We start from the raw sequence: 23,031 nt of genomic DNA on the forward strand, positions 1-23,031 counted from the left end.
AGGCGAGGAGGTCGCGTCGACCTTAATCAAGACGCTTCGGTGCGAGTGGATCCACGGCTTCATCGCCGACTTCTTCAACACTATCCACCTGAAGCAGACATTCGGCTCGCAGCTCGCTCCAGCAACGCGCCTATCGCCCCAACATTTCAATGGCAGACCGTACAGGCCGGCGGGCGGTGCAAGCCGTAAGCTCGCGCTTGCGACATATCACCTCTCGAAATGCCACGGCTGCATGCTAAGAGACTCAAAACATCAAACGGACTGAACTGAGGAGGCGGCCGTCATGACAGGCGAAAGCAAGAAGGCGGCTCGATCCGACCTCGACGAAGCAGCGCTCTATTTCCATAAGCATCCCCGTCCCGGAAAACTTGAAATCCAGGCGACGAAGCCACTGGGCAATCAGCGCGACCTGGCGCTTGCCTATTCGCCGGGGGTCGCCGCCCCCTGCCTTGAAATCCGCGACGACCCGGCAACCGCCGCCGACTATACAGCCCGTGCCAATCTGGTCGGCGTTGTCACCAACGGTTCGGCGGTGCTGGGCCTCGGCAACATCGGTCCGCTCGCCTCCAAGCCGGTGATGGAAGGCAAGGCGGTGCTGTTCAAGAAGTTCGCCGGCATCGATGTCTTCGACATCGAGATCGACGCACCGGGCATCGAGCGCATGGTCGAGACGATCTCGGCGCTGGAACCAACCTTCGGCGGCATCAACCTGGAAGACATCAAGGCGCCCGAATGCTTCGAAGTCGAGGAGCAGTTGAAAGCGCGCATGGGCATACCGGTCTTCCATGACGACCAGCACGGCACCGCCATCATCGTCGCCGCCGCCGTGCTCAACGGGCTGGAATTCGCCGGCAAGTCCATCTCGGATATCAAGATCGTCACGTCGGGCGCTGGTGCTGCGGCGCTTGCCTGCCTCAACCTACTGGTCTCGCTCGGCGCGCGGGTCGAAAACATCTGGGTCACCGACCGGTTCGGGGTCGCCCATAAGGGCCGCGTCGAGGAGATGGACCGCTGGAAAGACCCCTATGTGAAGGACACCGAGGCGCGCACGCTGGCCGACGTTCTGCCCGGCGCCGACGTGTTTCTCGGCCTGTCTGCCGCCGGCGTGCTGAAACCGGAACTGCTGCACCACATGGCGCCCAAGCCGCTGATCCTGGCGCTGGCCAACCCCAATCCCGAGATCATGCCGGAAGCGGCACGGGCGGCGCGACCCGATGCGATGATCTGCACCGGCCGCTCCGATTTCCCCAATCAAGTCAATAACGTACTCTGTTTTCCTTACATCTTCCGTGGCGCGCTGGATTGCGGCGCAAGTGCCATCAACGAAGAGATGAAAATGGCCGCCGTTCGGGCGATCGCAGCGCTTGCCCGCGAAGAGCCGTCCGACGTTGCCGCGCGCGCCTATTCCGGCGAGACGCCGATCTTCGGCCCGGAGTTCCTGATCCCCTCGCCTTTCGATCCGCGGCTGATCCTGCGCATTGCCCCTGCCGTCGCCAAGGCAGCTTGCGAGACCGGCGTCGCGACCCGGCCGATCACCGATTTCGCCGCCTATATCGACAAGCTGAACCGCTTCGTCTTCCGTTCTGGCCTGGTCATGAAGCCGGTATTCTCGATGGCCAAGACGTCGAGCGCCAAGCGCGTCATCTATGCCGACGGCGAGGACGAGCGCGTGCTTCGCGCCGCGCAGGTCGTGCTCGAGGAAGGCATTGCCGAACCGATCCTGATCGGTCGCCCGCATGTCATCGAGGTGCGGCTGAAGCGCTATGGGCTGCGCATCAAGCCGGGCGTCGATTTCGGCCTGATCAACCCGGAAGACGATCCGCGTTACCGCCACTATGTCGACCTTTTGATCGAGCTTGCCGGCCGCCGTGGGGTGACTACGGAAGCGGCACGCACCATGGTGCGCACCGACAATACAGTGATCGCCGCCCTTGCCCTGAAGCGCGGCGACGCCGACGCCATGGTCTGCGGCCTTGAGGGCCGTTTCGAGCGCCATTTGCGCAACGTCACGCTGATCATCGGGCCACGCGCCGGCATTAGGGATCGCGACCTGTCGACGCTTTCCATGCTGATTTCGCAGCGCGGCATCATTTTCCTCACCGATACCCATGTCTCCGTCGATCCGACCGCCGAGGAGATTGCGGAGATGACCGTTCTGGCGGCCGAGGAGATTCAGCGTTTTGGCATCGAGCCCAAGGCAGCCCTGCTTTCGCATTCGGATTTCGGCTCCCGCGATTCGCCAAGCGCCATGAAGATGCGGCAGGCGGCGGCGATCCTGGCGCGCATCGCGCCCGACCTGCAATGCGACGGCGAGATGCATGCCGACTCGGCACTGTCGGAGCAGCTGCGCCAGCGCGTCTATCCGCATTCGCGGCTGAAGGGCGAAGCCAATCTGCTGGTGTTCCCCAATCTCGATTCGGCGAACATCACGCTGACCGCGCTGCGCACGATGATGGACGCGCTGCATGTCGGCCCGATCCTGCTCGGCACCGACAGCCCGGCGCACATATTGACGCCGTCGGTGACGTCGCGCGGTGTCGTCAACATGACGGCACTGGCAGTGGTCGAAGCCGCGCATAAGGCGCAAGCCATCGTCGAGCTGGGCTAGCCATGGGCCTTCTCAGATTGGCTTGAACCGGAAATGCCCTGTCTGCCTGAAGGCAAACAAAGTGTCCTCTTCCCTGGCGCCGCCGCCGATATTGTGAATGACCAGTCTTCTTGTCGGTACCAATGTGGAGCGATTGGACGACACGATGGCAATATGCGGCAGATTGCCGGGCAGCATCTGGGCGACGAGATCCCCAGGCCGATAATCGGCGGGGTCTTGGCTGACGGGCAAGGCGGCACCGCGCCGCTCGAAATAGACCGCAAGATTGGGCACACGGCGGTGGTCGATGTTGCGGTCCGGCGCTTTCAAGCCCCAAGCCTTCGGATAGGCGGCAAAATTGGCCCGCATATCCTCATGCACCAATTTTTGCAGGTCGAGATCGAAGGCGCGGCGATAGGCACGGATCACGACATCCGTGCACACACCCCGCTCGGGCTCAACGTCCCCGCCCGGATAGGCCAGGCGTGTATAGGTCGGATCGTAGAGTGTGGTGACGCCGATCTGCTCACGGGCAGCTTCGACCAATTTGGTACCCCAATCCGGCGTGATGGGCTTTTCCTGCGCCAAGGCAACCGGCATCGCCAGGCACAAAAGACCAAATTGCAGTGCGGCTCGACGGGTAATCGCGGTCATGCCAAGCCTCCGGGCATTGCTGGATCCGGGCATTCTTCTGGGCGAATACGCCTTTTTTCGTGCAACGCCAGGATGTCGCGGATCTGGCTCTGTCCGAATATGTCGTGTGGCGTAGTCGATATGACAGCACCGGTCCTGATCGAAGCCGCGCACAAGGCGCAAGCCATCGCCGATTTGGGCTGAAGGCGGAATCGGCGGTATGCTAAACAAACGGTTAACCGCAAGCGCGGTAGCTTTCTGAACGACAGGCAGTCGGAGTTCCGGAGGGATGACGGGCGCAAGTTGGAAGCTGACGCGGGCCGCTGCGCTGCTCGGCGCCGTGGTGCTGTGCGGCATTGCCGCCACTCAGGCACAGGCCGCTTCCCGCCTCTGCCGCCAGCTTGAAGCCGATCTTGCCGCCGCTTCTCGTGGTGGCGGCGGCAAACCGGCATTGCTCAGGAAATATGACGACGCAATCGTCCGGCAGCGCCAGCAGATTTCAAAGGCCGTCAGGCAGGCCAGCAGCGCCGGCTGCGGCTTTTCGCTGTCTCGCCGCAACGCCAACGCATGCGCAGCACTCGACGCCACCATCGATCGCATGGCAGCCAATCTCGACGCCCTGCAGGCCAAGCGCGGCGACCTTGCCGGCGGTGGTTCGCGACGTGATCGTGCGCGCATATTGACGTTGCTTGACGCCAATGGCTGCCGCGATGATGCGGCGGCGCCGACGCCCGCGCCGGTCCGCGAAGCCAACCGTGAAAACGGCAAGCGAAACCTGCTCGACCAGCTTTTGGGCAGTCAGCCCGAAGAGGCCGACCAGGCTGAAGAACTGAGCCAGCCGGGCAACATCCGCACCGTGCTCAACAGCGCCGACATGGGCCAGCCCCAAGGCGAATTCCGCACCATGTGTGTGCGGACCTGCGACGGCTATTTCTTCCCGATGTCGAATGCTGCCTCGCTGGGCGATTTCGAGCGCGATCAGAAGAATTGCGAATCGAGCTGCCCCGGCACCGAGATGCAGGTTTTCTACACGCGCGGCGTGAACAGCGATTCGGCGTCGATGACGTCTTCGGTGACGGGCAGGCCTTATATCGAACTGCCGACGGCCTACCTCTACAAGCAATCCGACATGCCGCGGCCGCCGACCTGCGGCTGCAACGCCGCGCAGAATTTCGAGATCATCGCCGGCAACCCGCCAACCCGGGAACAATCCGAGGCGAATGTAGAGAGTACCCCGTTCATTCCGCTGCCGGTTGCCAGGCCTGATCCGGGCGCCGACCCGGAGTCCTTGGCCAATGCGCAAGACGGCCTCGACCGTGGGGCGATCAGACGCCTTGCTGTCAAACCTGTGCCCTCGCCGACATCGCTGCCGCCGCCGGAGCAGCGCAAGGTCAGGGTCGTCGGGCCAACGTTCCTTCCCGACCCAGCAACGGCAACAGATCTGCAAGCTCCGGACCCGAAGGCTGTCCCGTAAGCGCCAGCCTGAGCGGCATGAACAGCGCCTTGCCCTTACGGCCGCTCGCCGCTCGGATCTTGCCCGTCCAGTCCTTCCAGACGGTGCCGTTCCAAGGCTCTTCCGGCAGCAACTCGAATGCCTGGCGAAGAAAGTCGCGGTCCTCGTCGGAAAACTCCGCCGGCTCCTCTGGACCGTCTCGAAGCGTACGCCACCAGATCGCCGCATCGGCCAGCCTGTCGAGATTGCCGCGCACGGCCAGCCAGAAAGACTCGGCCTGTTCGCCGGAGATGCCGAGCACGATCAGCCGGTCGCGCGCCTCGGAAAACGGCATGTGATGCAGCAGCGTGCGGTTGAGCACGAAGAGCTCGTCCGGGTCGAATTTGGCGGCGGATTTCGATGTTGCAGCCGGATCGAAGCGCTCGACTAGCTCGGCCATCGTTGGCACCGCCACGACGTTTTCCGAGGTGCCGACGAGCACCGCCAGCGAAGCGATCGCCATCGGCTCGATGCCGCTCTCACGCAGGCTCTGGATGGACAGCGCGCCGGTGCGCTTCGAAAGTCCCTCGCCTGATGCCGTTGTCAGGAGATTGTGGTGGCCGAACACCGGCGGCTCCGCGCCAAGTGCTCGGAACAGGGCTATCTGGACGCCGGTATTGGTGACGTGGTCGTCGCCGCGAATGACATGGCTGACGCCCATGTCGATGTCGTCGACAACCGAAGGCAATGTGTAGAGGTAGGTGCCGTCCTCACGCCGCAGAACCGGGTCTGAAAGCGAGGCGAGGTCGACCGTCTCTTCGCCGCGCACCAGGTCGTTCCAGTGGATTTCGGTGCGCTCCGGCTGTAGCGGATCGCTGCTGAAGTTGGGCAGCAGAAAGCGCCAGTGCGGCCGCCGGCCATCGGCCTCATATTCCGCCACCTGCTCGGGTGCCAGCGTCAGCGCCTCGCGGCCATAGACTGGCGGCAGGCCACGCGTGCGGCGCACCTTGCGCCTCAGGTCGAGCTCTTCAGGCGTCTCATAGCAAGCATAGACGAGGCGCGCCTCCTTCAGCCTCTCCAGTGCGGCATCGTAGATTTCGACCCGCCGCGACTGGTACTCCGTGGCATCGGGGAAGATGCCCAGCCAATGCAGGTCATAGAGGATAGCGTCGGAAAACTCCTGCGTCGAACGGGCGACGTCGGTGTCGTCGAAGCGCTGGATGAAGCGGCCTTTGTTCTTGATGGCGAACAGCCAATTGAACAAAGCGGTGCGCGCATTGCCGATATGGATGCGGCCGGTCGGTGACGGGGCGAAACGGACGGTAACTGTCATGAGCGGGGCGTACCGGATGGTTTTGCTGTTGACAAGACGCGCCCCCGCGCTCGGCGGCAGACATAGAACATGACAAAGGCGAAGAAAAGACTGCAGCGCCGCACGTCTATCAAGACGCGCGGCACCGCAACCGTCAGATCACCAGGCCTTTGGTCAGTTCAAGCGCCTGGCGTTCGAACAGCCGGCGGTAGATGCCGCCTTGCAGCCGGATCAGTTGGTCATGCGAGCCCTCTTCGACGATGCGGCCGCGATCGAACACCAAAAGCCTGTCCAGCGCCCGCACCGTCGACAGCCGGTGGGCAATGACCAGCGTCGTGCGGCCGACCATCAACCGCTCCATCGCCTGCTGGATCAGCACCTCCGATTCCGAATCGAGGCTCGACGTTGCCTCATCCAGGATGAGAATGCGCGCATCGGCAAGAAAGGCGCGTGCGATTGCAACGCGCTGACGCTCACCACCCGATAGCTTTACGCCACGCTCGCCGACCAGCGTGCCATAGCCTTTCGGCAAATTGGCAATGAAGTCATGCGCGCTGGCCAATCGCGCCGCGTGCTCGATCTCGGCCTGCGTGGCGGCCGGCCGAGCATAGGCGATGTTTTCGGCCAGCGACCGGTGAAACAGGATCGGCTCCTGCTGGACGATTGCGATCTGTGCGCGCAGCGACGCCTGCGCCACATTCGCAATATCCTGGCCGTCGATCAGGATATTGCCCGCAGTCACGTCGTAGAGGCGCTGGATCAGCTTGACGAATGTCGTCTTGCCGGAGCCCGAATGGCCAACCAGCCCAACCCGTTCGCCCGGCGCGATGTCCACCGAAAAGTCGCGATAGAGCGGCAGGCGGTGGCTGCCATAGTGGAACGTGACATTGTCGAAGGTGATACGGCCATCGGTGATCCGGATCGGTTTGGCTCCGGGCCGATCCTCGATGCCGAGTGGTTCGGACTGGAAGTCGACCAGTTCCTCCATGTCGTTGATCGAGCGCTGCAGATTGCGGATATGTGTGCCGATGTCGCGCAGATAGCCTTGCAGCACGAAGAATGAGGTCAGCACGAAGGCGACATCGCCGGCGCTCGCCTGCCCCCACGACCACAACAGCAGGGAGAACCCGATGACCGCTGCCCTCAAAAGCAGCAGCATCGTCCCTTGCGTGGTGCCGTTGACGGTGCCGCGCATCCAGGTGCGGCGCGTGCGACCGCGCCATTTGGCGACGACCTCGGCAAGCCGCGTCTCCTCGCGTTCCTCGGCGCCAAAACCCTTGACCACGGCGTTGCAGCTTACCGCGTCGGCCAGCGAGCCGCCGAGCCGTGTATCCCACGCATTGGCAAGCCTTGCCGCGGGCGCGACATAGCCAAGCGACAGCATCGTCGTCACCGCGATGAACAGAACCGAACCGGTGGCGACGACAGCACCCATCAGCGGCCAGAACCAGCCAAGCAGCAGCGTCGAGCCGACGAGCATGACGACCGATGGCAGCAGCGCGATCAGGATCGTGTCGTTGAGCAGGTCGAGCGCCCACATGCCGCGCGTTATCTTGCGCACCGTCGATCCGGCGAAGCTGTTGGCGTGCCAGTCGGTGGAGAAGCGCTGGACGCGGTGGAAGGCGTCGGCGGCGATATCCGCCATCATCTTCAACGTCAGCTCGACAATGGCCATGAAGGCGAGATTGCGCAGCACGACACCGGTGAGCGCCAGGGCCACCAGCATCGAAAAGGCCGCTGTCGCCGCGTTCCACGCAACATCGTCGGCCGCAGCACTGCTGGCGACGGCATCCACCAGCCGGCCGGAATAGAGCGGCGTCAGCACGTCGGCCAAGGTCGACAGCAGGAATGTGCCCATAATGCCGGCAAGCCGCCACGGCTGACACCGCCAATGGCTGAGCGTGAAGCCAAGAACGCTGCGAAAGGCGCCCGCGCGCAAATCTATTCGAAAACGAGTCATGATGTCATTCGGGCGCAAACGAGCCCGATCCCACGAAAGTAGAAATTGAAAAACCGCGTCGGCGCCGTTTGGCGCCCGGAGATGCGGAGGTTTGGCGTATTTGGCGGCCCTGTAGAGGGGCGGCGACCGGCAGCGGCGAAATACCTGCCTCGGTTCAGCCTTGCCGCGAGGCTATCTCGCGGCGCACTGACCAAGACCTAGGCTTCGCAGCCTCGCATAACGATGTCAAATCCTGGCATTCGGTTCCTCCTGAAGGGGAATCGCGGAGAGGTGTTTATAGAGACGCCTCAACGCCGCGCCAAGTCAGTAGATAGCCAAAAGCGCATCTGGTCCAAGCAGTGAGACGATTTTGCAACAATCGCGGGTTGTGCGCTGCCTCTGTTCAGGTTGCCGGGATGCGGTCGAGGCGCATATAGCGGCCATCGGTGGAAGGCCTGAAGCCGAGCTTCTCGTAAACCGCATGGGCGTCGTTGGTCGACAGGCTCCAATGCGTGACCGTCTTGACGTCCGAGTGGTCGATAAGCGCCTGGACAAGCCGGGTTCCGATGCCTTGTCCGCGATACCCGGGCCAGACAATTATGTCGGCGAGATAGGCAAATACCGTACGGTCGGTGATCGCCAGGCCGAAGCCGACCTGATTGCCGCCGACATAGGCGCCGACGCACAGTGAGTTGGCAAAAGCGCGGCGGTGCAGTTCATCGCTGCGGCCGCTGCCCCAATAGCTCGCCTTCAAAATGTCGGATGTCGCCCGGAAGTCGATCCGCGACAGGTCAAAGCTAATTTCAAGGTTGGCCATGGCTAAACCGTTACGCAGGCCAATGGCCTACCCGCGATCCCTGAACCGGTTGGTGATGGGATAACGGCGGTCGCGGCCAAAGTTCTTCCTGGTGATCTTCACGCCGGGCGCCGCCTGCCGGCGCTTGTATTCTGCGACGTAAAGCAGGTGCTCGACACGCGCCACCGTCGCCCGGTCATGGCCGCGCGCAACGATCTCGTCGACGCCCATCTCGTTCTCGACCAGACACTCCAATATGTCATCGAGCACTGGATAGGGCGGCAGCGAATCCTGGTCGATCTGGTTCTCTCGCAGTTCCGCCGAGGGCGCCTTGTCGATGATGTTGGTCGGGATCACCTCGCCGGACGGACCGAGCGCACCCGGCGGCACATGCGCGTTGCGCCAACGCGACAATGCATAGACCTGCATCTTGTAAAGATCCTTGATCGGATTGAAGCCGCCATTCATGTCGCCGTAGAGCGTCGCGTAGCCGACCGACATCTCGCTTTTGTTGCCGGTGGTGACCACCATCGAGCCGAACTTGTTGGAAATCGCCATCAGGATAGTGCCACGTGCACGGCTCTGCAGGTTCTCCTCGGTAATACCTTCCTTGGTGCCCTCGAAAAGCTGCGTCAGCGCGTGCAGGAAACCTTCGACCGGCTCGAAGATCGGCACGATATCGTAGCGGCAGCCGAGTGCGCGGGCGCAGTCCTCGGCATCCTTGAGCGAGTCCTTCGAAGTGTAGCGGTAAGGCATCATCACGGCGCGCAGCCGTTCCTCGCCGAGCGCGTCGACGGCAAGTGCCGCGCAGATCGCCGAATCGATGCCGCCTGAGAGGCCGAGCACGACATTCTTGAAGCCGTTCTTGTTGACGTAATCGCGCAGGCCCAACATGCAGGCGCGGTAGTCGGCCTCCTCCTTCTCCGGGATTTTCGACATCGGTCCGTCAGAGCAGACCCAGATGTCATTCTTTCGCTTCCAGGTGGTGACGTTGACCGTCTCCTCGAACTGGCTCATCTGGAAGGCCAGCGTCTTGTCAGAACCTATGGCAAACGATGCGCCATCGAAAACCAGCTCGTCCTGGCCGCCAAGCTGGTTGGCATAGATAATCGGCAGTCCGCATTCGATGACCTGGCGGATGACGATCTGGTGGCGGACGTCGACCTTGCCGCGGTAATAGGGCGAGCCGTTCGGGACCAGCAGGATTTCCGCGCCGCTTTCGGCCAGCGTCTCGCAGACGGCAACCTCGCCCCAGATATCTTCGCAGATCGGCACTCCCACGCGCACGCCGCGGAAATTGACCGGCCCCTGGATCTCGGGACCGGCCTGGAAGACGCGCTTCTCGTCGAACTCACCGTAATTCGGCAGATCGAGCTTGTAGCGTTCGGCAAGGATCTTGCCGCCATCGGCAAAGATGATCGAATTGTGCGTGCCGGTCTTGCGCTTCAACGGCGTGCCGATGACGAAACCCGGGCCGCCGTCGGCGGTATCGCCGGCGAAATCCTCCGCCGCCCGCTCGCAGGCCTTCAGGAAGGCGGGCTTCAGCACCAGATCCTCAGGCGGATAGCCGGCAAGGAAAAGCTCGGTAAACAGCACGAGGTCGGCGCCTTGGCGGGCGGCATCCGCCCTCGCCTCGCGTGCCTTGGCAAGATTGCCGGCGACGTCGCCGACCGTCGGATTGAGCTGGGCGACGGCGATGCGCAATATGTCTGGAGCGGTCTTGTCTGTCATGCCCGTGGGTTTAGCGCGGCAAAATTCGTCGAGCAATGGCGTTCGTTTGGACCAAACAGTCGATCCTATTCGCCCATATATTCGCGCAAGGCTTCCGGCGGATGGTTCTCGCCGATCGACATTGCCAGAATGCGCGAAATGTGCCGGCGCGGCAGTCCGGTTTCCGCCGCCCAGGCGTTTATCTGCACTTGGATCTTGCCCAGGTCCTTCTTCGATGTCGGGCTCTGCGCGAGGTCGAGCCCGGCGTCGCGCAGCGCTGCCGCCATGTCGGCCGAGACGATGAAGGCGTCCCACTCCAGCCAGCGCAGAAAATACTGGCCGGTATTGCCGCCGAGCCGGCTGCCATGCTTGCCGAGATAGGCCATCAATCCGACCTGGTCATCCGCCGGCCAATTGGCCAGGAACTTGCCGAAGCTGCCATGCTCCTTCGACACGCGCTCGACGAAGGCTGCGTTGTCGCGTACGGATTTGATCTTCTGCGGATTGCGGACGATGCGCTTGTCGGCTGTGAGATCGTGCCAGAAATCGTCAGGCTGGAACAGCAGCCGCTTCGGCTCGAAGCCAAGAAATGCTTCCTCGAAACCCGGCCATTTCTGCTCGATGACGCGCCAGACAAAGCCGGCGGCAAAAACCCGCTCGGCCATAGTCGACAGGATCCGGTCGTCCGCAATCTTTGCCACCGCGGCATTGTCGGGCATAGGACCCAGCAGCGACGTCAGCGCTGCCTCACCGCCTTTGCGCTTCGCTGCACGGGCGCGAATTTTCTGAAAATCCACCATTGTTTCCTGACCCCATCGCGTCAATCTACCACTTCCCGTAGGAACCGGCAGCTTCTACCTCATCGCGGACGACGGAGGCGACGATGAACAAAACGATCGAGGACCTGGCAAGCCGCTGGCTGAAGCGAAAGCCGGACGGCCTCAGCGCGCTCGAAAGCCGGGTACTGCAATCTACGCTCGAGCGCACCACGATCTCCAAGGACACCAACAAGGCCGTCGCCTTTCACCAGACGTTTGGAGATCGCCTGGCCGACACCATCGCCCGGATCGGCGGCTCTTGGTCCTTCATCCTGGCATTCATTGGCTTCCTGATCCTGTGGACGGCAGGCAATGTCTGGCTCTTGTCGCGCGCCGCCTTCGATCCCTATCCCTTCATCTTCCTCAATCTCGTGCTTTCCATGGTTGCCGCCCTGCAGGCGCCAGTGATCATGATGGCGCAAAACCGCCAGACGGAGCGCGATCGAATCGACGCCGCCCACGACTATGAGGTTAATCTCAAGGCCGAGATCGAGATCATGGCGTTACACGAAAAGCTCGACGAACTGCGCCACAGCCAGATCATCGGCATGCGAGACGAGATCGCCCGGCTGGCCGAGCAGGTGAAGCGCATCGACGACATTCTGTCGAAGCAGCGAACGTCTTCATGACGGAAGTCATCCATCGTCTCATTGAGCAATATGGATTGGTCGCGGTTTTTCTGGGCTTCGTCGCAGAGGGCGAAAGCGCCGCAATTCTTGGCGGTTTTTTTGCGCATCAGCATGTCTTCATCCCGTGGCAGGCGTTTCTCGCAGCCGCGCTCGGCGCCTTCGGTGGCGACACGTTCTTCTTCATCTTGGGACGGAGCTTCGCCGACCATAAATTCGTGATCAGGCTCCGAGCCCGGCCGGGCTTCAGCCACGCCTACCGCCTTGTCACCTCTCATCCCAACATTTTCGTGCTGTCGAACCGCTACATCTATGGCCTCCGCCTGGTCGGCGGCATCGCCGCCGGGCTGTCGGGCATTGCGGCGGCGCGCTTCGTCATCCTCAACGCCATCTCATCGGTGGTCTGGGCGGCACTGTTCTGCACTGTCGGTTATGTCTTCGGGCTGGGCGCGGAGCACATCGTCGGCCAAGCGCTGGCTCGTCACGAGCGATTACTGATCGCTCTGGCAATCGGCCTTGTTGTGGCCATCCTCGGCTGGCTCGCGGCCCATATCGTCGCCATGAAGGAACTCCGCAAGGGAAGCTGATCGTCAATCAATGCCGAGCGCGCGATCACCCTTCTCGAGGATCAGCGGAATGATCAGGTCTTCCTCGTCGGCAAGATGCCGGGTCAACATGGCGATCAGCCGGCCGTTCTCGTCGGCATAGGCATCGGCGGCGAAACGCTGTTTGTCTTCGCTCTTCTGAAGCGTGCGGATGAAGGCATTGCCGCCTCGGCATTGCGCTCCAGTCCCTCATGGATTGTGTGGTGATCGGCATCGAGAATCTCGAAGCCGCGCTTCAGACGGGTCTCGGCCCTGGCGAAGACCGGGAAATAATGATGGTCCTCGACATTGTGATGGCCGTCGAGATTGCCGAGGAAATGGTTGAGGCGCGGCGCGAACCAGCGCGCGAATTCCGGCGCGTTCAGCCTACTTTCTCGATAATCGCCGATACCATTGGTGAGCATGCCGCCAAGCTCGCGGAACATGTCGTGCCGCTGCAGCCACATATTGGCTATGCCGTGGATATTGGCATGCGCCTGCCAGTCCTCGCGCGGATATTTTTCGACCAGCCAGCGCAGATCGTCCGGCAGGCCCTCACGTTCAAGCAACAGAAATCCGGTGGTATCGGCCATGTCGGGCCCCTCAGTTGACCTGCATGTAGTGTCTGAAACGTCAGATCGGTACCCCGAGGATCCGCTCGATGACGGCGACGCCCCATACCCCGGCAGCGATCACCACCGAAATCAGCACCGCCAGCGAACCGCAATCCTTGGCCAGTTGGATATCGACGTTGAATTCGCGGCTGAACGCGTCGCATGCCGCCTCGATGCCGGTGTTCAGCACCTCGATCATGATCATGAGCAGCACCGCGCCGATCAGCAACGCATAGCCGCGCCACGATTCCGAAAGGAACCAGCCGAGCGGCAAGGCAAGCACGAGCAGCGTCAGCTCCAGCTGGAAGGCCTCCTCGCCGGCGGCCAGTTTGCGAAACGCCCGCACCGAATTGTAAAAAGCGTCGATCAGTCGCTGCATGCCAAAACCCTTCGGAATCACCGGCAGGGGATAGCGCAATGGCTGGACCAAGGGAATAAGGCGGCCTCTGCAAAGAATCAGCCGGCTGCCACCTTGATCGACGGCGTCGACTTCTCGAACTGCGGCAGCCCGTCATCGATGGCGTAATAATCGCCCTTGTCGCCGACGAAGATATGACATTCGCCTTGGAGCCTAGTTGGCGCGTCGAACAGCCCTGCCATGACCGAAACATAGCCGTCATCGCTCGGCTTCCAGAACAACAGAGAGCCGCATGTCTTGCAGAAGCCGCGCCTGGCGAACGAAGAGGCCTCGTACCAGGTGATGCTCTTCGCGCCGGTGATTGTAATGTCGCGGTCGGCAACGTTGGTCGCCGCATAAAAATGCCCGCTCTGCTTCCGGCACTGCGAGCAATGGCAGTAGACGACACCGCGTAGCGGTCCTAGTGTCTGGAACCGCACTGCCCCGCACAAGCATGATCCGGTGTGACTTTCAGCCATGTCGGCCTCCCGATGCAATTGCCATCGCCTGGCAGGATTCCAGTTTTGCGCGCGTTAGGCACGAGCAAATGCGACACCGGCGGGATTGAATACAAAAAGCGCCGGTTTTCGCCCGGCGCTTCTTCAATGACATCAAAGTTCAGATCATATCAGCCGTTAACGGCCTGCTTGTGCTGGACCGGATGGGTCTTCTTGAGCAGATCGGAGACCAGGAACGCCAACTCGATCGCCTGGTCAGCGTTGAGGCGCGGATCGCAATGGGTGTGGTAGCGGTCCTGCAGCTCTTCGGCGGTGATGGCGCGGGCGCCACCGGTGCATTCCGTGACGTTCTTGCCGGTCATCTCGACATGGATGCCGCCCGGATGCGTGCCTTCGGCGCGGTGCACCTCGAAGAAGGTCTGCACCTCCTTCAGGATGCGGTCGAATGGCCGTGTCTTGTAGCCGGCGGCCTCGATCGTATTGCCGTGCATCGGGTCGGACGACCACACCACGCTGCGGCCTTCCTTCTGCACCGCGCGCAGCAGTTTGGGCAGATGGTCGGCAACCTTGTCGGAGCCGAAGCGGGCGATCAGCGTCAGCCGGCCGGGCTCGTTCTCCGGATTGAGCAGGTCGATGAGCTGCAACAGGCCATCCGGCGTCAGCGACGGACCGCATTTCAGCCCGAGCGGGTTCTTGATGCCGCGGCAATATTCGACATGCGCATGGTCGGGTTGGCGCGTGCGATCACCGATCCAGATCATGTGGCCAGAGGTGGCGTACCAGTCGCCGGAGGTCGAATCGACGCGGGTCAGCGCCTCCTCGTAGCCGAGCAGCAACGCTTCGTGGCTGGTGTAGAAATCCGTCTCGCGCAGCGCGTAATTGGTCTCCGAGGTGATGCCGACGGCCTTCATGAAGTCCATCGTCTCGGTGATGCGGTTGGCGAGCGATTCGTATTTCTCGCCCTGCGGGCTGTCGGACACGAAGCCGAGCATCCATTGATGCACGTTCTCCAGGCTGGCGTAGCCGCCCTGGGCGAAGGCACGCAAAAGGTTGAGCGTCGCCGCCGATTGGCGGTACGCCATCTCCTGTCTTGCAGGATCGGGAATGCGCGACTTGGCGTCGAACTCGATGCCATTGATGATGTCGCCGCGATAGCTCGGCAGCGTTACACCGCCCTTGGTCTCATTGTCGGACGAGCGCGGCTTGGCGAACTGGCCGGCGACACGGCCGACCTTCACCACCGGCTGGGCGCCGGCGAAGGTCAGCACCACCGACATCTGCAGGAAGACGCGGAAGAAGTCGCGGATATTGTCGGCGCCATGCTCGGCGAAGCTCTCGGCGCAATCGCCGCCCTGCAGAAGGAATGCGTCACCGGCAGCGACGGCTGCAAGCTGCTTCTTCAGCTTGCGTGCCTCACCTGCAAAAACCAACGGCGGAAACGTGGCAAGCTGGGCTTCCGTGTTCCTCAGCGCGGCAAGATCCGGATAGGCAGGAACCTGCTGGATCGGCTTAGCTCTCCACGAATTCGGCGACCATTTCGTCATCGAAGCACCTAACGCTCTTTCACACGGACGCCATCGCCCGCCAATCCGCCCCATATGGGGTCGCGGCTCCATACACGAAGCCGATTTCCTATTCTAGACCGGAAGTGGTCGCGTGGCGAATGAGCACGGCACTGCGAAAGTGCCGATGCGGCTGTGCCCAGAGCACCAGCCACGCGCTGCTACGCCGCCTTCTCCACCAGCCGCGCCAGCTGCGTCATGACAACCGCTGAGCCAGCCAGCCGCTTCTCGGGCGTCGCCCAGTCACGGCTGAAGACGACGCTCTGGTCGGGTCGGATCTTGGCCAGCGAGCCCTGTTCGCCGATGAGCTTGACCAGCCCGACCGGATTGGGGAATTCCCGCTTGCGGAAATGGACGACGACACCTTTCGGCCCGGCGTCGAGCTTCTCCACGTTGGCCTTGCGGCAAAGCGCCTTGATGAAGACGATCTTCAACAGATGCTTTACCTCTTCCGGCAACGGTCCGAACCGGTCGATCAGCTCGGCGCCGAAAGCATCGATCTCTTCCGTATTTTCGAGATCGCCAAGACGGCGATAGAGCGCCAGCCTGAGCTGCAGATCCGGGACGTAGCTTTCCGGGATCATCACCGCCGTGCCGACGGCGATCTGCGGCGACCAGCCGCCGTCCTGCACCTCGCCGGAATCCTTCACTTCGGCCACCGCCTCCTCCAGCATCTGCTGGTAGAGCTCGAAGCCGACCTCCTTGATGTGGCCCGACTGCTCTTCGCCAAGCAGATTGCCGGCGCCGCGGATGTCGAGGTCGTGGCTGGCCAGCTGGAAACCGGCGCCTAGCGTATCGAGCGATTGCAGCACTTTCAGCCGACGCTCGGCTGTATCGGTTAGCTTGCGGTTGGCGGGCAGAGTGAACAGCGCATAGGCGCGCACCTTCGAACGGCCGACGCGGCCACGCAACTGATAGAGCTGAGACAGGCCGAACATGTCGGCGCGGTGTACGATCAGCGTATTGGCGGTCGGTATATCGAGGCCGGATTCGACGATGGTGGTCGACAAAAGCACATCGTACTGGCCGTCATAAAAGGCATTCATGATATCGTCGAGCTCGCCGGGCGGCATCTGGCCGTGGGCCACCGCCACTTTCAGCTCAGGCACGGATTCGCTCAGGAAATCATGGATTTCCGTGAGATCGCTGATACGCGGTACGACGTAGAAGGAATGGCCGCCACGGTAGCGCTCGCGCAGCAGCGTCTCGCGGATGACCAGCGGATCGAAAGGGGAGATGAAGGTACGCACGGCCATGCGATCGACCGGCGGCGTGGCGATCAGCGACAGCTCACGCACCCCGGTCAAGGCAAGCTGAAGCGTTCGCGGGATCGGCGTCGCCGACAGCGTCAGAACGTGGACGTCGGTCTTGAGATCCTTCAGCCGCTCCTTGTGCTTGACGCCGAAATGCTGCTCCTCATCGATGATCAGCAGGCCGAGATTCTTGAACGAGATCGAGGAGCCGAGCAGTGCGTGCGTGCCGATGACAATGTCGACTTGGCCTTCGGCGACGCCCTTCTTGGTCTCGGCCAGTTCCTTGGCGCCGACCAGCCGCGAGGCCTGGGCAACGCGGATCGGCAGGCCGGAGAAGCGCTGCGAGAAGGTCTTGAAATGCTGGCGCGACAACAATGTCGTCGGCACCACCACCGCGACCTGAAAGCCTTCCATCGCCGCGATGAAGGCGGCACGAAGCGCGACTTCGGTCTTGCCGAAGCCGACATCGCCGCAGATCAGCCGATCCATCGGCTTTCCAGCGCCCAGATCACCCATGACCGAATCGATTGCCGTTTGCTGGTCGTCGGTTTCTTCATAGGGGAAACGCGCCGCAAACTCGCCATAGAGGCCTTCCGCCGACACCAGCGCCGGCGCGGCCCGCATTTGTCGCTCGGCGGCGATGCGGATCAGCTGCCCGGCCATGTCGAGCAGGCGTTTCTTCAGCCGTGCCTTGCGCGATTGCCAGGCGCCGCCGCCAAGCTTGTCGAGCGTCGCCTCGGCCGAATCCGAGCCATAGCGCGACAGCAGCTCGATGTTTTCCACCGGCAAGAACAGCCGATCGTCGCCGGCATAGTGGATTTCAAGGCAATCGTGCGGCGCACCGACCGCCTCGATGGTGCGCAGCCCGATGAAGCGGCCAATGCCATGGTCGGCATGCACGACGATATCGCCTGAAGACAATGCCGAAGCCTCGGCGATGAAGTCGGACGCGCGCTTCTTGCGCTTCGAGCGCCGGATCAGCCGGTCGCCGAGAATGTCCTGCTCGGCGACGACGACCAGTTTCTCGGTCTCGAAGCCGGATTCGAGCGGCAGCACGGCCAGGGCCGCCTGCCCTGGCTCAAGCCTTTCGGCTTCGGCAAGCGTCGCCACCGGCTCCAGATTGCCAAGGTGATGCTCGACCAGGATCTGGCCGAGCCGGTCGAGCGAACCTTCAGTCCAGCCGGCGACGACGACACGGCGGCGTGCAGCGCGCTCGTCGGAAATGTGTTTGACGACGACGTCGAAGACGTTGGCGTTAGGGTCGGCGCGTTCCTCGACGAAGCTGCGGCCATGGCGCGAGCCGGCATGGAACACCTTTTTCGCACCGGCATCGGGCGCGTCGAAGGAGGTGAAGTCGATCGCTTCGCGCGGACCAAGCGAGGCAATCAGGTTCTCGGGCGACAGATAAAGCTGATCCGGCGACACCGGCTTGTAGGGCACGGCATCCTTCAAGGCGCCGTCGGCCTGTTTTTTTCGCGCCTCGTAATGATCGAGGATCAGAGTGTGGCGCTCGGCCAGTGCCTCATGCGCCAGATGATCAAACACCACGGGCGCATCCGGCAGGTAATCGAACACGGTTTCCAGCCGCTCATAGAAGAACGGCAGCCAGTGCTCCATGCCGGCAAACCGCCTGCCCTCGCTGACCGCCGCATAGAGCCCATCGTCGCGCGAGGGCGCGCCAAAGGCTTCGATGTAGGCGCGGCGGAAGCGGCTGATGGTTTCCGGCGTCAGCGCCACCTCGCTCATCGCCTGCAGCGCCATCGACTTGCGTTGGCCGATGGTGCGCTGGGTTGCGGTGTCGAAGACGCGGATCGATTCCAGCGTATCGCCGAAGAAATCGAGGCGCAGTGCCTCCGTCCAGCCGGGCGCGAAGAGATCGAGAATGCCGCCGCGCACGGCAAATTCGCCGATGCCGCGCACCGTCGGCACCCGCTCGAAGCCGGAAGTCTCCAGCCGTGACACCAGCGCGTTCATGTCGATCTGGTTGCCGGGCTTGGCGTGAAAGGTCTGCGCCTCGACGAGTTCCGCCGGCGGAATGCGTTGAAGCAAGGCGTTCGCGGTGGTGAGAATGACGGCGCGGTGCGGCTTCTTCGCCAGCGCGATCATCGCTGCCAGCGCATCGAGCCGCCTTGCGGCGGCGTCGGCGCCGGGCGAGACGCGGTCGTAAGGCAGGCAGTCCCAGGCCGGCAGTTCCAGCACCGGCAGGCCCGGCGCGGCAAAGGCAAGCGCCTCGACGATCGCCGGCAGACGCTGGCCGTCGCGCGCCACGAACAGCACCGGCTTGTCAGGGGCGATCTCGTGCGCAGCCTGCACCAGCGCAAAGGCTTCGTAGCCGTCGGCGACGCCATCGACGATGAACTGGCCGGCGCGGCCTTTCGGCAGACCGATCGTAGGGATAAGGCTCATGGCTACACGTTGTTCAGAAGGTCATCTCCCGGCGCGAAGCCAGGATTTTTTGCAGGACGGTACAGTCGATATCCGCCGGAACCGGGCGTTCGCCAGTGACGAGAGGCAGGAATTCGGTGTCGGGAATGTCGAGGAGCCTCTCATATTGGTCGATTTCGTCGCCGGTCAAGGCGCCGATCTCGGCATCGGCGAAGCTGCCGAGTATAAGGTCCATCTCGCGCATGCCGCGGTGCCACGAACGAAACAGAAGCTTGCGGCGGCGGGCATCGAGCCCCTCGCTTGATCGTTTCGTTCCGGTCATCTTGCAACATCCTTGCCCAGGCGGCGCATATAGCGTGGATAGAAGGCGGTGTCAGCCTTGCGCTACAGTCGCCGCAACATAAGCTGACATCATGCGTCCCTCCCTCCTCGATCCGCTGTTTGTCCCGATCACCTCGCTTGCCGGGGTCGGGCCAAAAGTTGGCGCCCTGATCGAAAAAGTCGTAGCAGCCGACCTCGGCGACCGGGCCGCGCGCGCCGGGGATCTCTTGTTCGTGCTGCCGCATACTGTCATCGACCGCCGCAACCGGCCTGGCATCGCCGGCTCGGCGGAAGGCGCCATCGTTACGCTCGACGTCCGCATCGACCGCCACCAGCCGCCGCCACGCGGCAACAGGTCGGTCCCGTACCGGGTCTACGCCCATGACGACACCGGCGAGATCGCGCTGACCTTCTTCCATGCCCATGCCGCCTATCTCGAAAAAGCAATGCCCGTAGGCGAGCATGTCGTCGTCTCCGGCCGCATGGAATGGTTCAACGGCCGCCCGACCATGGTTCACCCCGACCATATCGCACTTGCCGACGACGCGGAAAACCTGCCGCTGGTCGAGCCGGTCTATCCGCTGACCGCCGGGCTCTCGGGCAAGGTACTGCGCCGGGCCATCGGCCAGGCGCTGGCCCGCCTGCCGGTGCTGCCCGAATGGCAGGACGGTGAGTTCCGGCGCCGCCATGCCTTTCCTGCTTTCAGCGATGCGCTCAACCGCATCCACAATCCTGCCGACCCGATCGACGTCTCCGTCGACGGCGCAGCGTGGCGGCGCCTTGCCTATGACGAGTTCTTGGCCGGCCAGGTATCGCTGGCGCTGGTGCGGGCCAAGGTCCGCCGATTATCTGGCCGGCCATTGGTCGGCGACGGCCGCATAGTCGAACAACTGCGCGTGGCACTCCCCTATTCGCTGACCATGTCGCAGGAAATGGCGCTTGCCGAAATCAACGCCGATCTCGGTGACCCCGAACGCATGCTGCGCCTTTTGCAGGGCGATGTCGGCTCCGGCAAGACGGTGGTCGCGCTGCTTGCCATGGCGCGTGCCGTCGAGGCCGGCGGCCAGGCGGCATTGATGGCGCCGACCGAAATCCTGGCGCGCCAGCATCTGGCAACAATTGCGCCGTTGGCGGAACGGGCCGGCCTGCGTGTCGCCGTCCTCACAGGTCGCGAAAAGGGCCGCGAGCGTGCCGACACACTGACCGGGCTGGCCAATGGTGACATCGACATCGTCGTCGGCACCCATGCGCTGTTCCAGGAAACGGTGACGTTCCGTGACCTCGTGTTCGCCGTCGTCGACGAGCAGCACCGTTTCGGCGTCCATCAGCGCCTTGCCATTACCGCCAAGGGCGATGCGCCCGACATGCTGGTGATGACAGCAACGCCGATACCGCGGACGCTGGTGCTGACTGCATTCGGCGACATGGATGTGTCGAAGCTGACGGAAAAGCCGGCCGGCCGCCAGCCGATCCGCACCGTCACCTTGCCGCTTGAACGGCTCGACGAACTGATCGGACGCATGCTCGACGCCGTCGCCGATGGCCAGAAAATCTACTGGATCTGTCCGCTGATCGAGGAATCCGAGGAGATCAAGCTGATGTCGGCCGAGGACCGTTTTGCCTCGCTGAAGCCGCTGTTCGGCGACCGCATCGGCCTGGTGCACGGCCGCATGAAAGGCACCGACAAAGACGAGGCGATGCGCGCCTTCAAGCAGGGCGACACCCGTATCCTGATCGCCACCACCGTCATCGAGGTCGGCGTCGATGTGCCTGATGCGACGATCATGGTCATCGAGCATGCCGAGCGTTTTGGCCTCGCCCAGTTGCACCAATTGCGTGGCCGGGTCGGGCGTGGCGACAAGCCTTCATCCTGTGTGCTGCTCTACAAGGACCCGCTCGGCGAGACGGCAAAACGCCGTTTGTCGGTGATGCGCGAGACCGAGGACGGCTTCCGTATCGCCGAAGAGGATCTGAAGCTGCGCGGCGAAGGCGAGTTGCTCGGCACTCGCCAGTCTGGCACGCCGGGCTTCCAGGTGGCGCGCATCGAGGTGCATGCCGACCTGCTCGAGGCCGCTCGCGACGATGCGCGGCTGATCCTGTCGCGCGATCCGGAATTGCAGTCCGAACGCGGCACGGCGCTGCGCCTGTTGCTCTATCTGTTCGGCCGCGACGAGGCCGTGCGGCTCCTGCGTGCCGGCTGAGGCATCGTGTCGAGCGGCGGATTGGCAAGCGCGCCGTGGATCTGCTCGCCATTCACCGTCACCATTTTGACCGCCGGCGCCACCAAGCCGGCCGACACGATCAGCTTGGCTCCGTCCTCGATTGTCATGTCGAGCAGCACAATGTCGGATTTCGGCACATACATCAGAAAGCCCGTCGTCGGGTTGGGCGTACATGGCATGAATACGGCAATCAGCGGATCGCCTTCCCGGTCGAGCTTCTGGTTGATCTCGGTTTCCTTCTCGCTGGCGACGAAGACCAGCGACCAGACCCCTTTGCGCGGATATTCGACCAACCCGACCTGGCGGAACATGTCGCCCTTGTTCGACAGCACGGTCTCGAAAATCTGCTTCAGCGAACGGTAGATGCCGCGCACCAGCGGCATGCGGCCAAGCAGGCGCTCGCCGAAATTGACGATGGCGCGGCCAACGATATTGGCGGTCATAAAGCCGATGAAGGTGATGAGGATCAAGGCAACGATCAGCCCAAAACCCGGCACTGGAAACGGCAGGTAGGTGTCCGGATTGTAGCGTACCGGAATGTAGGGTTTCACCCAGGAATCGACCCAACCGATCAGCGACCAGGCAATGTAGGCGGTAATCGCCAGCGGCGCGCAAACGACGAAGCCGGTCAGGAAATAGTTTCTCAGCCGGGTCATGCCTGAGGTCTTGAGAGCATCCGACATGGTTCACCGCAGCGTGTGTTTGCAGCGCGACACTACTGAACCCCAAGGCGCTTTGGAATGGCGAAGTTTTTAAAAGATCAACTATGCCGCGGCTTCCAGCGGTTCGATCTTCTCGAGCTCCGGTGCGAGTTTCTTCGCCTCGGTTTCAAGTTCATAAGCCTGCTGAAAATTCATCCAGAATTCCGGCGTGGTGTTGAAGAGCCTGGCGAGGCGAAGTGCGGTATCAGGAGTCAGGCCGATCTCTTCCTTGGCAATGCGTTCGATACGGGTACGAGGAAGATTGAGCTTCTTCGCCAGCGCACCGGCACTCATACCGAGCGGGACGAGATATTCCTCGCGCAGGAACTCTCCGGGGTGAATTGGACGTACGAACTTGAGCATGGTTCAGAGACCTCAAGGGTTTAGGGCAAGTGCCCGCTCAATGGTAGTCGACGATCTCCACCTCTTCGGCGCCAGCGTTGGTCCATTTGAAGCAGGCATTGGTCGTTGATACGAATTGAATGCTGCCCAGCTCTGCTCCCTTCAGGGCTTCAAGGCGATTTCCGGGTGGCGATCGTTCAATTGTCCGGCGTTTTCGATCGCTCGAAGACGACGTTCGCCACGGGCAACCAGATCCGGTGGAAAACCTTTCGGTGCCTTCCCCTCGGCAACCGCTTCCACCGCTTTGCCTTTGAACGAAACGATCAACTTGGACCCTAT

20 protein-coding genes and 1 pseudogene are annotated in these 23,031 nt (G+C 62.5%); 6 read left to right on the forward strand and 15 right to left on the reverse strand.

The annotated features are described in order from the left end of the window. Both NKH33_RS27215 and NKH33_RS27220 read left to right on the forward strand, forming a co-directional pair. Positions 1 to 265, forward strand: a 265-nt coding sequence (locus NKH33_RS27215; protein WP_352922342.1) for a hypothetical protein, incomplete at its 5' end; no start/stop codon positions are given. Between the two features lie 18 nt (positions 266 to 283). Continuing rightward, positions 284 to 2,608 (forward strand): NADP-dependent malic enzyme, encoded by a 2,325-nt coding sequence (locus tag NKH33_RS27220; protein WP_352922345.1) that lies wholly within the window; start codon positions 284 to 286, stop codon positions 2,606 to 2,608. Between the two features lie 12 nt (positions 2,609 to 2,620). On the opposite strand, the gene NKH33_RS27225 is transcribed toward NKH33_RS27220, so the two are convergent. Next, a complete protein-coding gene (locus NKH33_RS27225; protein ID WP_352922347.1) occupies positions 2,621 to 3,394 on the reverse strand; it encodes a DUF1287 domain-containing protein in 774 nt (257 codons plus the stop codon). A 115-nt stretch (positions 3,395 to 3,509) separates the two neighbouring features. On the opposite strand from NKH33_RS27225, the gene NKH33_RS27230 reads away from it, so the two are divergent. Next, positions 3,510 to 4,694 carry a DUF2865 domain-containing protein gene (locus NKH33_RS27230; protein ID WP_352922350.1) on the forward strand — a complete coding sequence of 395 codons (1,185 nt, stop codon included), beginning with the start codon at positions 3,510 to 3,512 and terminating at the stop codon, positions 4,692 to 4,694. Here NKH33_RS27230 and gltX read toward each other — a convergent pair. From gltX to NKH33_RS27255, 5 genes are all read right to left on the reverse strand, one after another. Next, complete coding sequence (gene gltX / locus NKH33_RS27235; RefSeq protein ID WP_352471740.1) at positions 4,612 to 5,985, reverse strand: glutamate--tRNA ligase; 1,374 nt, start codon at positions 5,983 to 5,985, stop codon at positions 4,612 to 4,614. The genes NKH33_RS27230 and gltX overlap by 83 nt on opposite strands. Before the next feature lie 133 nt (positions 5,986 to 6,118). After that, positions 6,119 to 7,924, reverse strand: a complete 1,806-nt coding sequence (locus NKH33_RS27240; RefSeq protein ID WP_352613797.1) for an ABC transporter ATP-binding protein — start codon at positions 7,922 to 7,924, stop codon at positions 6,119 to 6,121. Positions 7,925 to 8,306: 382 nt separating this feature from the next. Then, positions 8,307 to 8,720: a GNAT family N-acetyltransferase gene (locus NKH33_RS27245; protein ID WP_352922352.1), complete on the reverse strand. Its 414-nt coding sequence runs from the start codon at positions 8,718 to 8,720 to the stop codon at positions 8,307 to 8,309. Between the two features lie 27 nt (positions 8,721 to 8,747). After that, on the reverse strand, positions 8,748 to 10,430 hold the full coding sequence (locus NKH33_RS27250; protein ID WP_352613799.1) for an NAD+ synthase: 1,683 nt from the start codon (positions 10,428 to 10,430) through the stop codon (positions 8,748 to 8,750). Positions 10,431 to 10,495: 65 nt separating this feature from the next. Beyond that, complete coding sequence (locus NKH33_RS27255; protein ID WP_352540625.1) at positions 10,496 to 11,209, reverse strand: DNA-3-methyladenine glycosylase I; 714 nt, start codon at positions 11,207 to 11,209, stop codon at positions 10,496 to 10,498. 83 nt (positions 11,210 to 11,292) lie between these two features. Between NKH33_RS27255 and NKH33_RS27260 the strand changes: the two genes are divergently transcribed. Both NKH33_RS27260 and NKH33_RS27265 read left to right on the forward strand, forming a co-directional pair. Beyond that, positions 11,293 to 11,856, forward strand: a complete 564-nt coding sequence (locus NKH33_RS27260; RefSeq protein WP_023680015.1) for a DUF1003 domain-containing protein — start codon at positions 11,293 to 11,295, stop codon at positions 11,854 to 11,856. Beyond that, positions 11,853 to 12,440: a DedA family protein gene (locus NKH33_RS27265; protein WP_352922354.1), complete on the forward strand. Its 588-nt coding sequence runs from the start codon at positions 11,853 to 11,855 to the stop codon at positions 12,438 to 12,440. Before NKH33_RS27260 ends, NKH33_RS27265 begins: the two co-directional genes overlap by 4 nt. Before the next feature lie 95 nt (positions 12,441 to 12,535). Here the strand turns inward: NKH33_RS27265 and NKH33_RS27270 are convergent, their stop codons facing one another. The 6 genes from NKH33_RS27270 to NKH33_RS27295 all read right to left on the reverse strand — a co-directional run bounded on the left by NKH33_RS27270 (position 12,536) and on the right by NKH33_RS27295 (position 19,428). Continuing rightward, entirely contained in the window at positions 12,536 to 13,030 is a 495-nt protein-coding gene (locus NKH33_RS27270) for a hemerythrin domain-containing protein (RefSeq protein WP_352922357.1), read from the reverse strand. 40 nt (positions 13,031 to 13,070) lie between these two features. Further along, positions 13,071 to 13,430 carry a diacylglycerol kinase gene (locus tag NKH33_RS27275; protein ID WP_352471749.1) on the reverse strand — a complete coding sequence of 120 codons (360 nt, stop codon included), beginning with the start codon at positions 13,428 to 13,430 and terminating at the stop codon, positions 13,071 to 13,073. A gap of 77 nt (positions 13,431 to 13,507) precedes the next feature. Further along, on the reverse strand, positions 13,508 to 13,927 hold the full coding sequence (locus NKH33_RS27280) for a GFA family protein (protein WP_352540629.1): 420 nt from the start codon (positions 13,925 to 13,927) through the stop codon (positions 13,508 to 13,510). Positions 13,928 to 14,076: 149 nt separating this feature from the next. Beyond that, a complete protein-coding gene (locus tag NKH33_RS27285) occupies positions 14,077 to 15,450 on the reverse strand; it encodes a class II 3-deoxy-7-phosphoheptulonate synthase (RefSeq protein WP_352540630.1) in 1,374 nt (457 codons plus the stop codon). 179 nt (positions 15,451 to 15,629) lie between these two features. Continuing rightward, positions 15,630 to 19,127, reverse strand: coding sequence for a transcription-repair coupling factor (mfd, locus tag NKH33_RS27290; protein ID WP_352922359.1), 3,498 nt, complete (start codon positions 19,125 to 19,127; stop codon positions 15,630 to 15,632). Between the two features lie 13 nt (positions 19,128 to 19,140). Next, positions 19,141 to 19,428: an FAD assembly factor SdhE gene (locus tag NKH33_RS27295; protein WP_352471754.1), complete on the reverse strand. Its 288-nt coding sequence runs from the start codon at positions 19,426 to 19,428 to the stop codon at positions 19,141 to 19,143. Positions 19,429 to 19,519: 91 nt separating this feature from the next. On the opposite strand from NKH33_RS27295, the gene recG reads away from it, so the two are divergent. Beyond that, the gene (recG, locus tag NKH33_RS27300) at positions 19,520 to 21,628 is read left to right on the forward strand and encodes an ATP-dependent DNA helicase RecG (RefSeq protein WP_352816410.1); all 2,109 of its coding nucleotides are present in this window, start codon (positions 19,520 to 19,522) and stop codon (positions 21,626 to 21,628) included. On the opposite strand, the gene NKH33_RS27305 is transcribed toward recG, so the two are convergent. The 3 genes and pseudogenes from NKH33_RS27305 to NKH33_RS27315 all read right to left on the reverse strand — a co-directional run bounded on the left by NKH33_RS27305 (position 21,580) and on the right by NKH33_RS27315 (position 23,019). Further along, positions 21,580 to 22,332 (reverse strand): DUF502 domain-containing protein, encoded by a 753-nt coding sequence (locus NKH33_RS27305; RefSeq protein ID WP_023680026.1) that lies wholly within the window; start codon positions 22,330 to 22,332, stop codon positions 21,580 to 21,582. The genes recG and NKH33_RS27305 overlap by 49 nt on opposite strands. An 81-nt stretch (positions 22,333 to 22,413) precedes the next feature. Then, entirely contained in the window at positions 22,414 to 22,713 is a 300-nt protein-coding gene (locus NKH33_RS27310) for a HigA family addiction module antitoxin (protein WP_352540632.1), read from the reverse strand. 37 nt (positions 22,714 to 22,750) lie between these two features. Beyond that, a pseudogene (locus NKH33_RS27315) lies at positions 22,751 to 23,019 on the reverse strand (type II toxin-antitoxin system RelE/ParE family toxin). Between the last annotated feature and the right edge of the window lie 12 nt (positions 23,020 to 23,031).

The organism is Mesorhizobium sp. M1182, assembly GCF_040318335.1.
In the GTDB taxonomy this organism is placed as follows: domain Bacteria; phylum Pseudomonadota; class Alphaproteobacteria; order Rhizobiales; family Rhizobiaceae; genus Mesorhizobium.

Coding starts and splice junctions, on each gene's coding strand:
- NKH33_RS27220 (WP_352922345.1), top strand. CDS start 284: ATGACAGGCGAAAGCAAGAAGGCGGCTCGATCCGACCTCGACGAAGCA.
- NKH33_RS27230 (WP_352922350.1), top strand. CDS start 3,510: ATGACGGGCGCAAGTTGGAAGCTGACGCGGGCCGCTGCGCTGCTCGGC.
- gltX (WP_352471740.1), bottom strand. CDS start 5,985: ATGACAGTTACCGTCCGTTTCGCCCCGTCACCGACCGGCCGCATCCAT.
- NKH33_RS27240 (WP_352613797.1), bottom strand. CDS start 7,924: ATGACTCGTTTTCGAATAGATTTGCGCGCGGGCGCCTTTCGCAGCGTT.
- NKH33_RS27245 (WP_352922352.1), bottom strand. CDS start 8,720: ATGGCCAACCTTGAAATTAGCTTTGACCTGTCGCGGATCGACTTCCGG.
- NKH33_RS27250 (WP_352613799.1), bottom strand. CDS start 10,430: ATGACAGACAAGACCGCTCCAGACATATTGCGCATCGCCGTCGCCCAG.
- NKH33_RS27255 (WP_352540625.1), bottom strand. CDS start 11,209: ATGGTGGATTTTCAGAAAATTCGCGCCCGTGCAGCGAAGCGCAAAGGC.
- NKH33_RS27260 (WP_023680015.1), top strand. CDS start 11,293: ATGAACAAAACGATCGAGGACCTGGCAAGCCGCTGGCTGAAGCGAAAG.
- NKH33_RS27265 (WP_352922354.1), top strand. CDS start 11,853: ATGACGGAAGTCATCCATCGTCTCATTGAGCAATATGGATTGGTCGCG.
- NKH33_RS27270 (WP_352922357.1), bottom strand. CDS start 13,030: ATGGCCGATACCACCGGATTTCTGTTGCTTGAACGTGAGGGCCTGCCG.
- NKH33_RS27275 (WP_352471749.1), bottom strand. CDS start 13,430: ATGCAGCGACTGATCGACGCTTTTTACAATTCGGTGCGGGCGTTTCGC.
- NKH33_RS27280 (WP_352540629.1), bottom strand. CDS start 13,927: ATGGCTGAAAGTCACACCGGATCATGCTTGTGCGGGGCAGTGCGGTTC.
- NKH33_RS27285 (WP_352540630.1), bottom strand. CDS start 15,450: ATGACGAAATGGTCGCCGAATTCGTGGAGAGCTAAGCCGATCCAGCAG.
- mfd (WP_352922359.1), bottom strand. CDS start 19,127: ATGAGCCTTATCCCTACGATCGGTCTGCCGAAAGGCCGCGCCGGCCAG.
- NKH33_RS27295 (WP_352471754.1), bottom strand. CDS start 19,428: ATGACCGGAACGAAACGATCAAGCGAGGGGCTCGATGCCCGCCGCCGC.
- recG (WP_352816410.1), top strand. CDS start 19,520: ATGCGTCCCTCCCTCCTCGATCCGCTGTTTGTCCCGATCACCTCGCTT.
- NKH33_RS27305 (WP_023680026.1), bottom strand. CDS start 22,332: ATGTCGGATGCTCTCAAGACCTCAGGCATGACCCGGCTGAGAAACTAT.
- NKH33_RS27310 (WP_352540632.1), bottom strand. CDS start 22,713: ATGCTCAAGTTCGTACGTCCAATTCACCCCGGAGAGTTCCTGCGCGAG.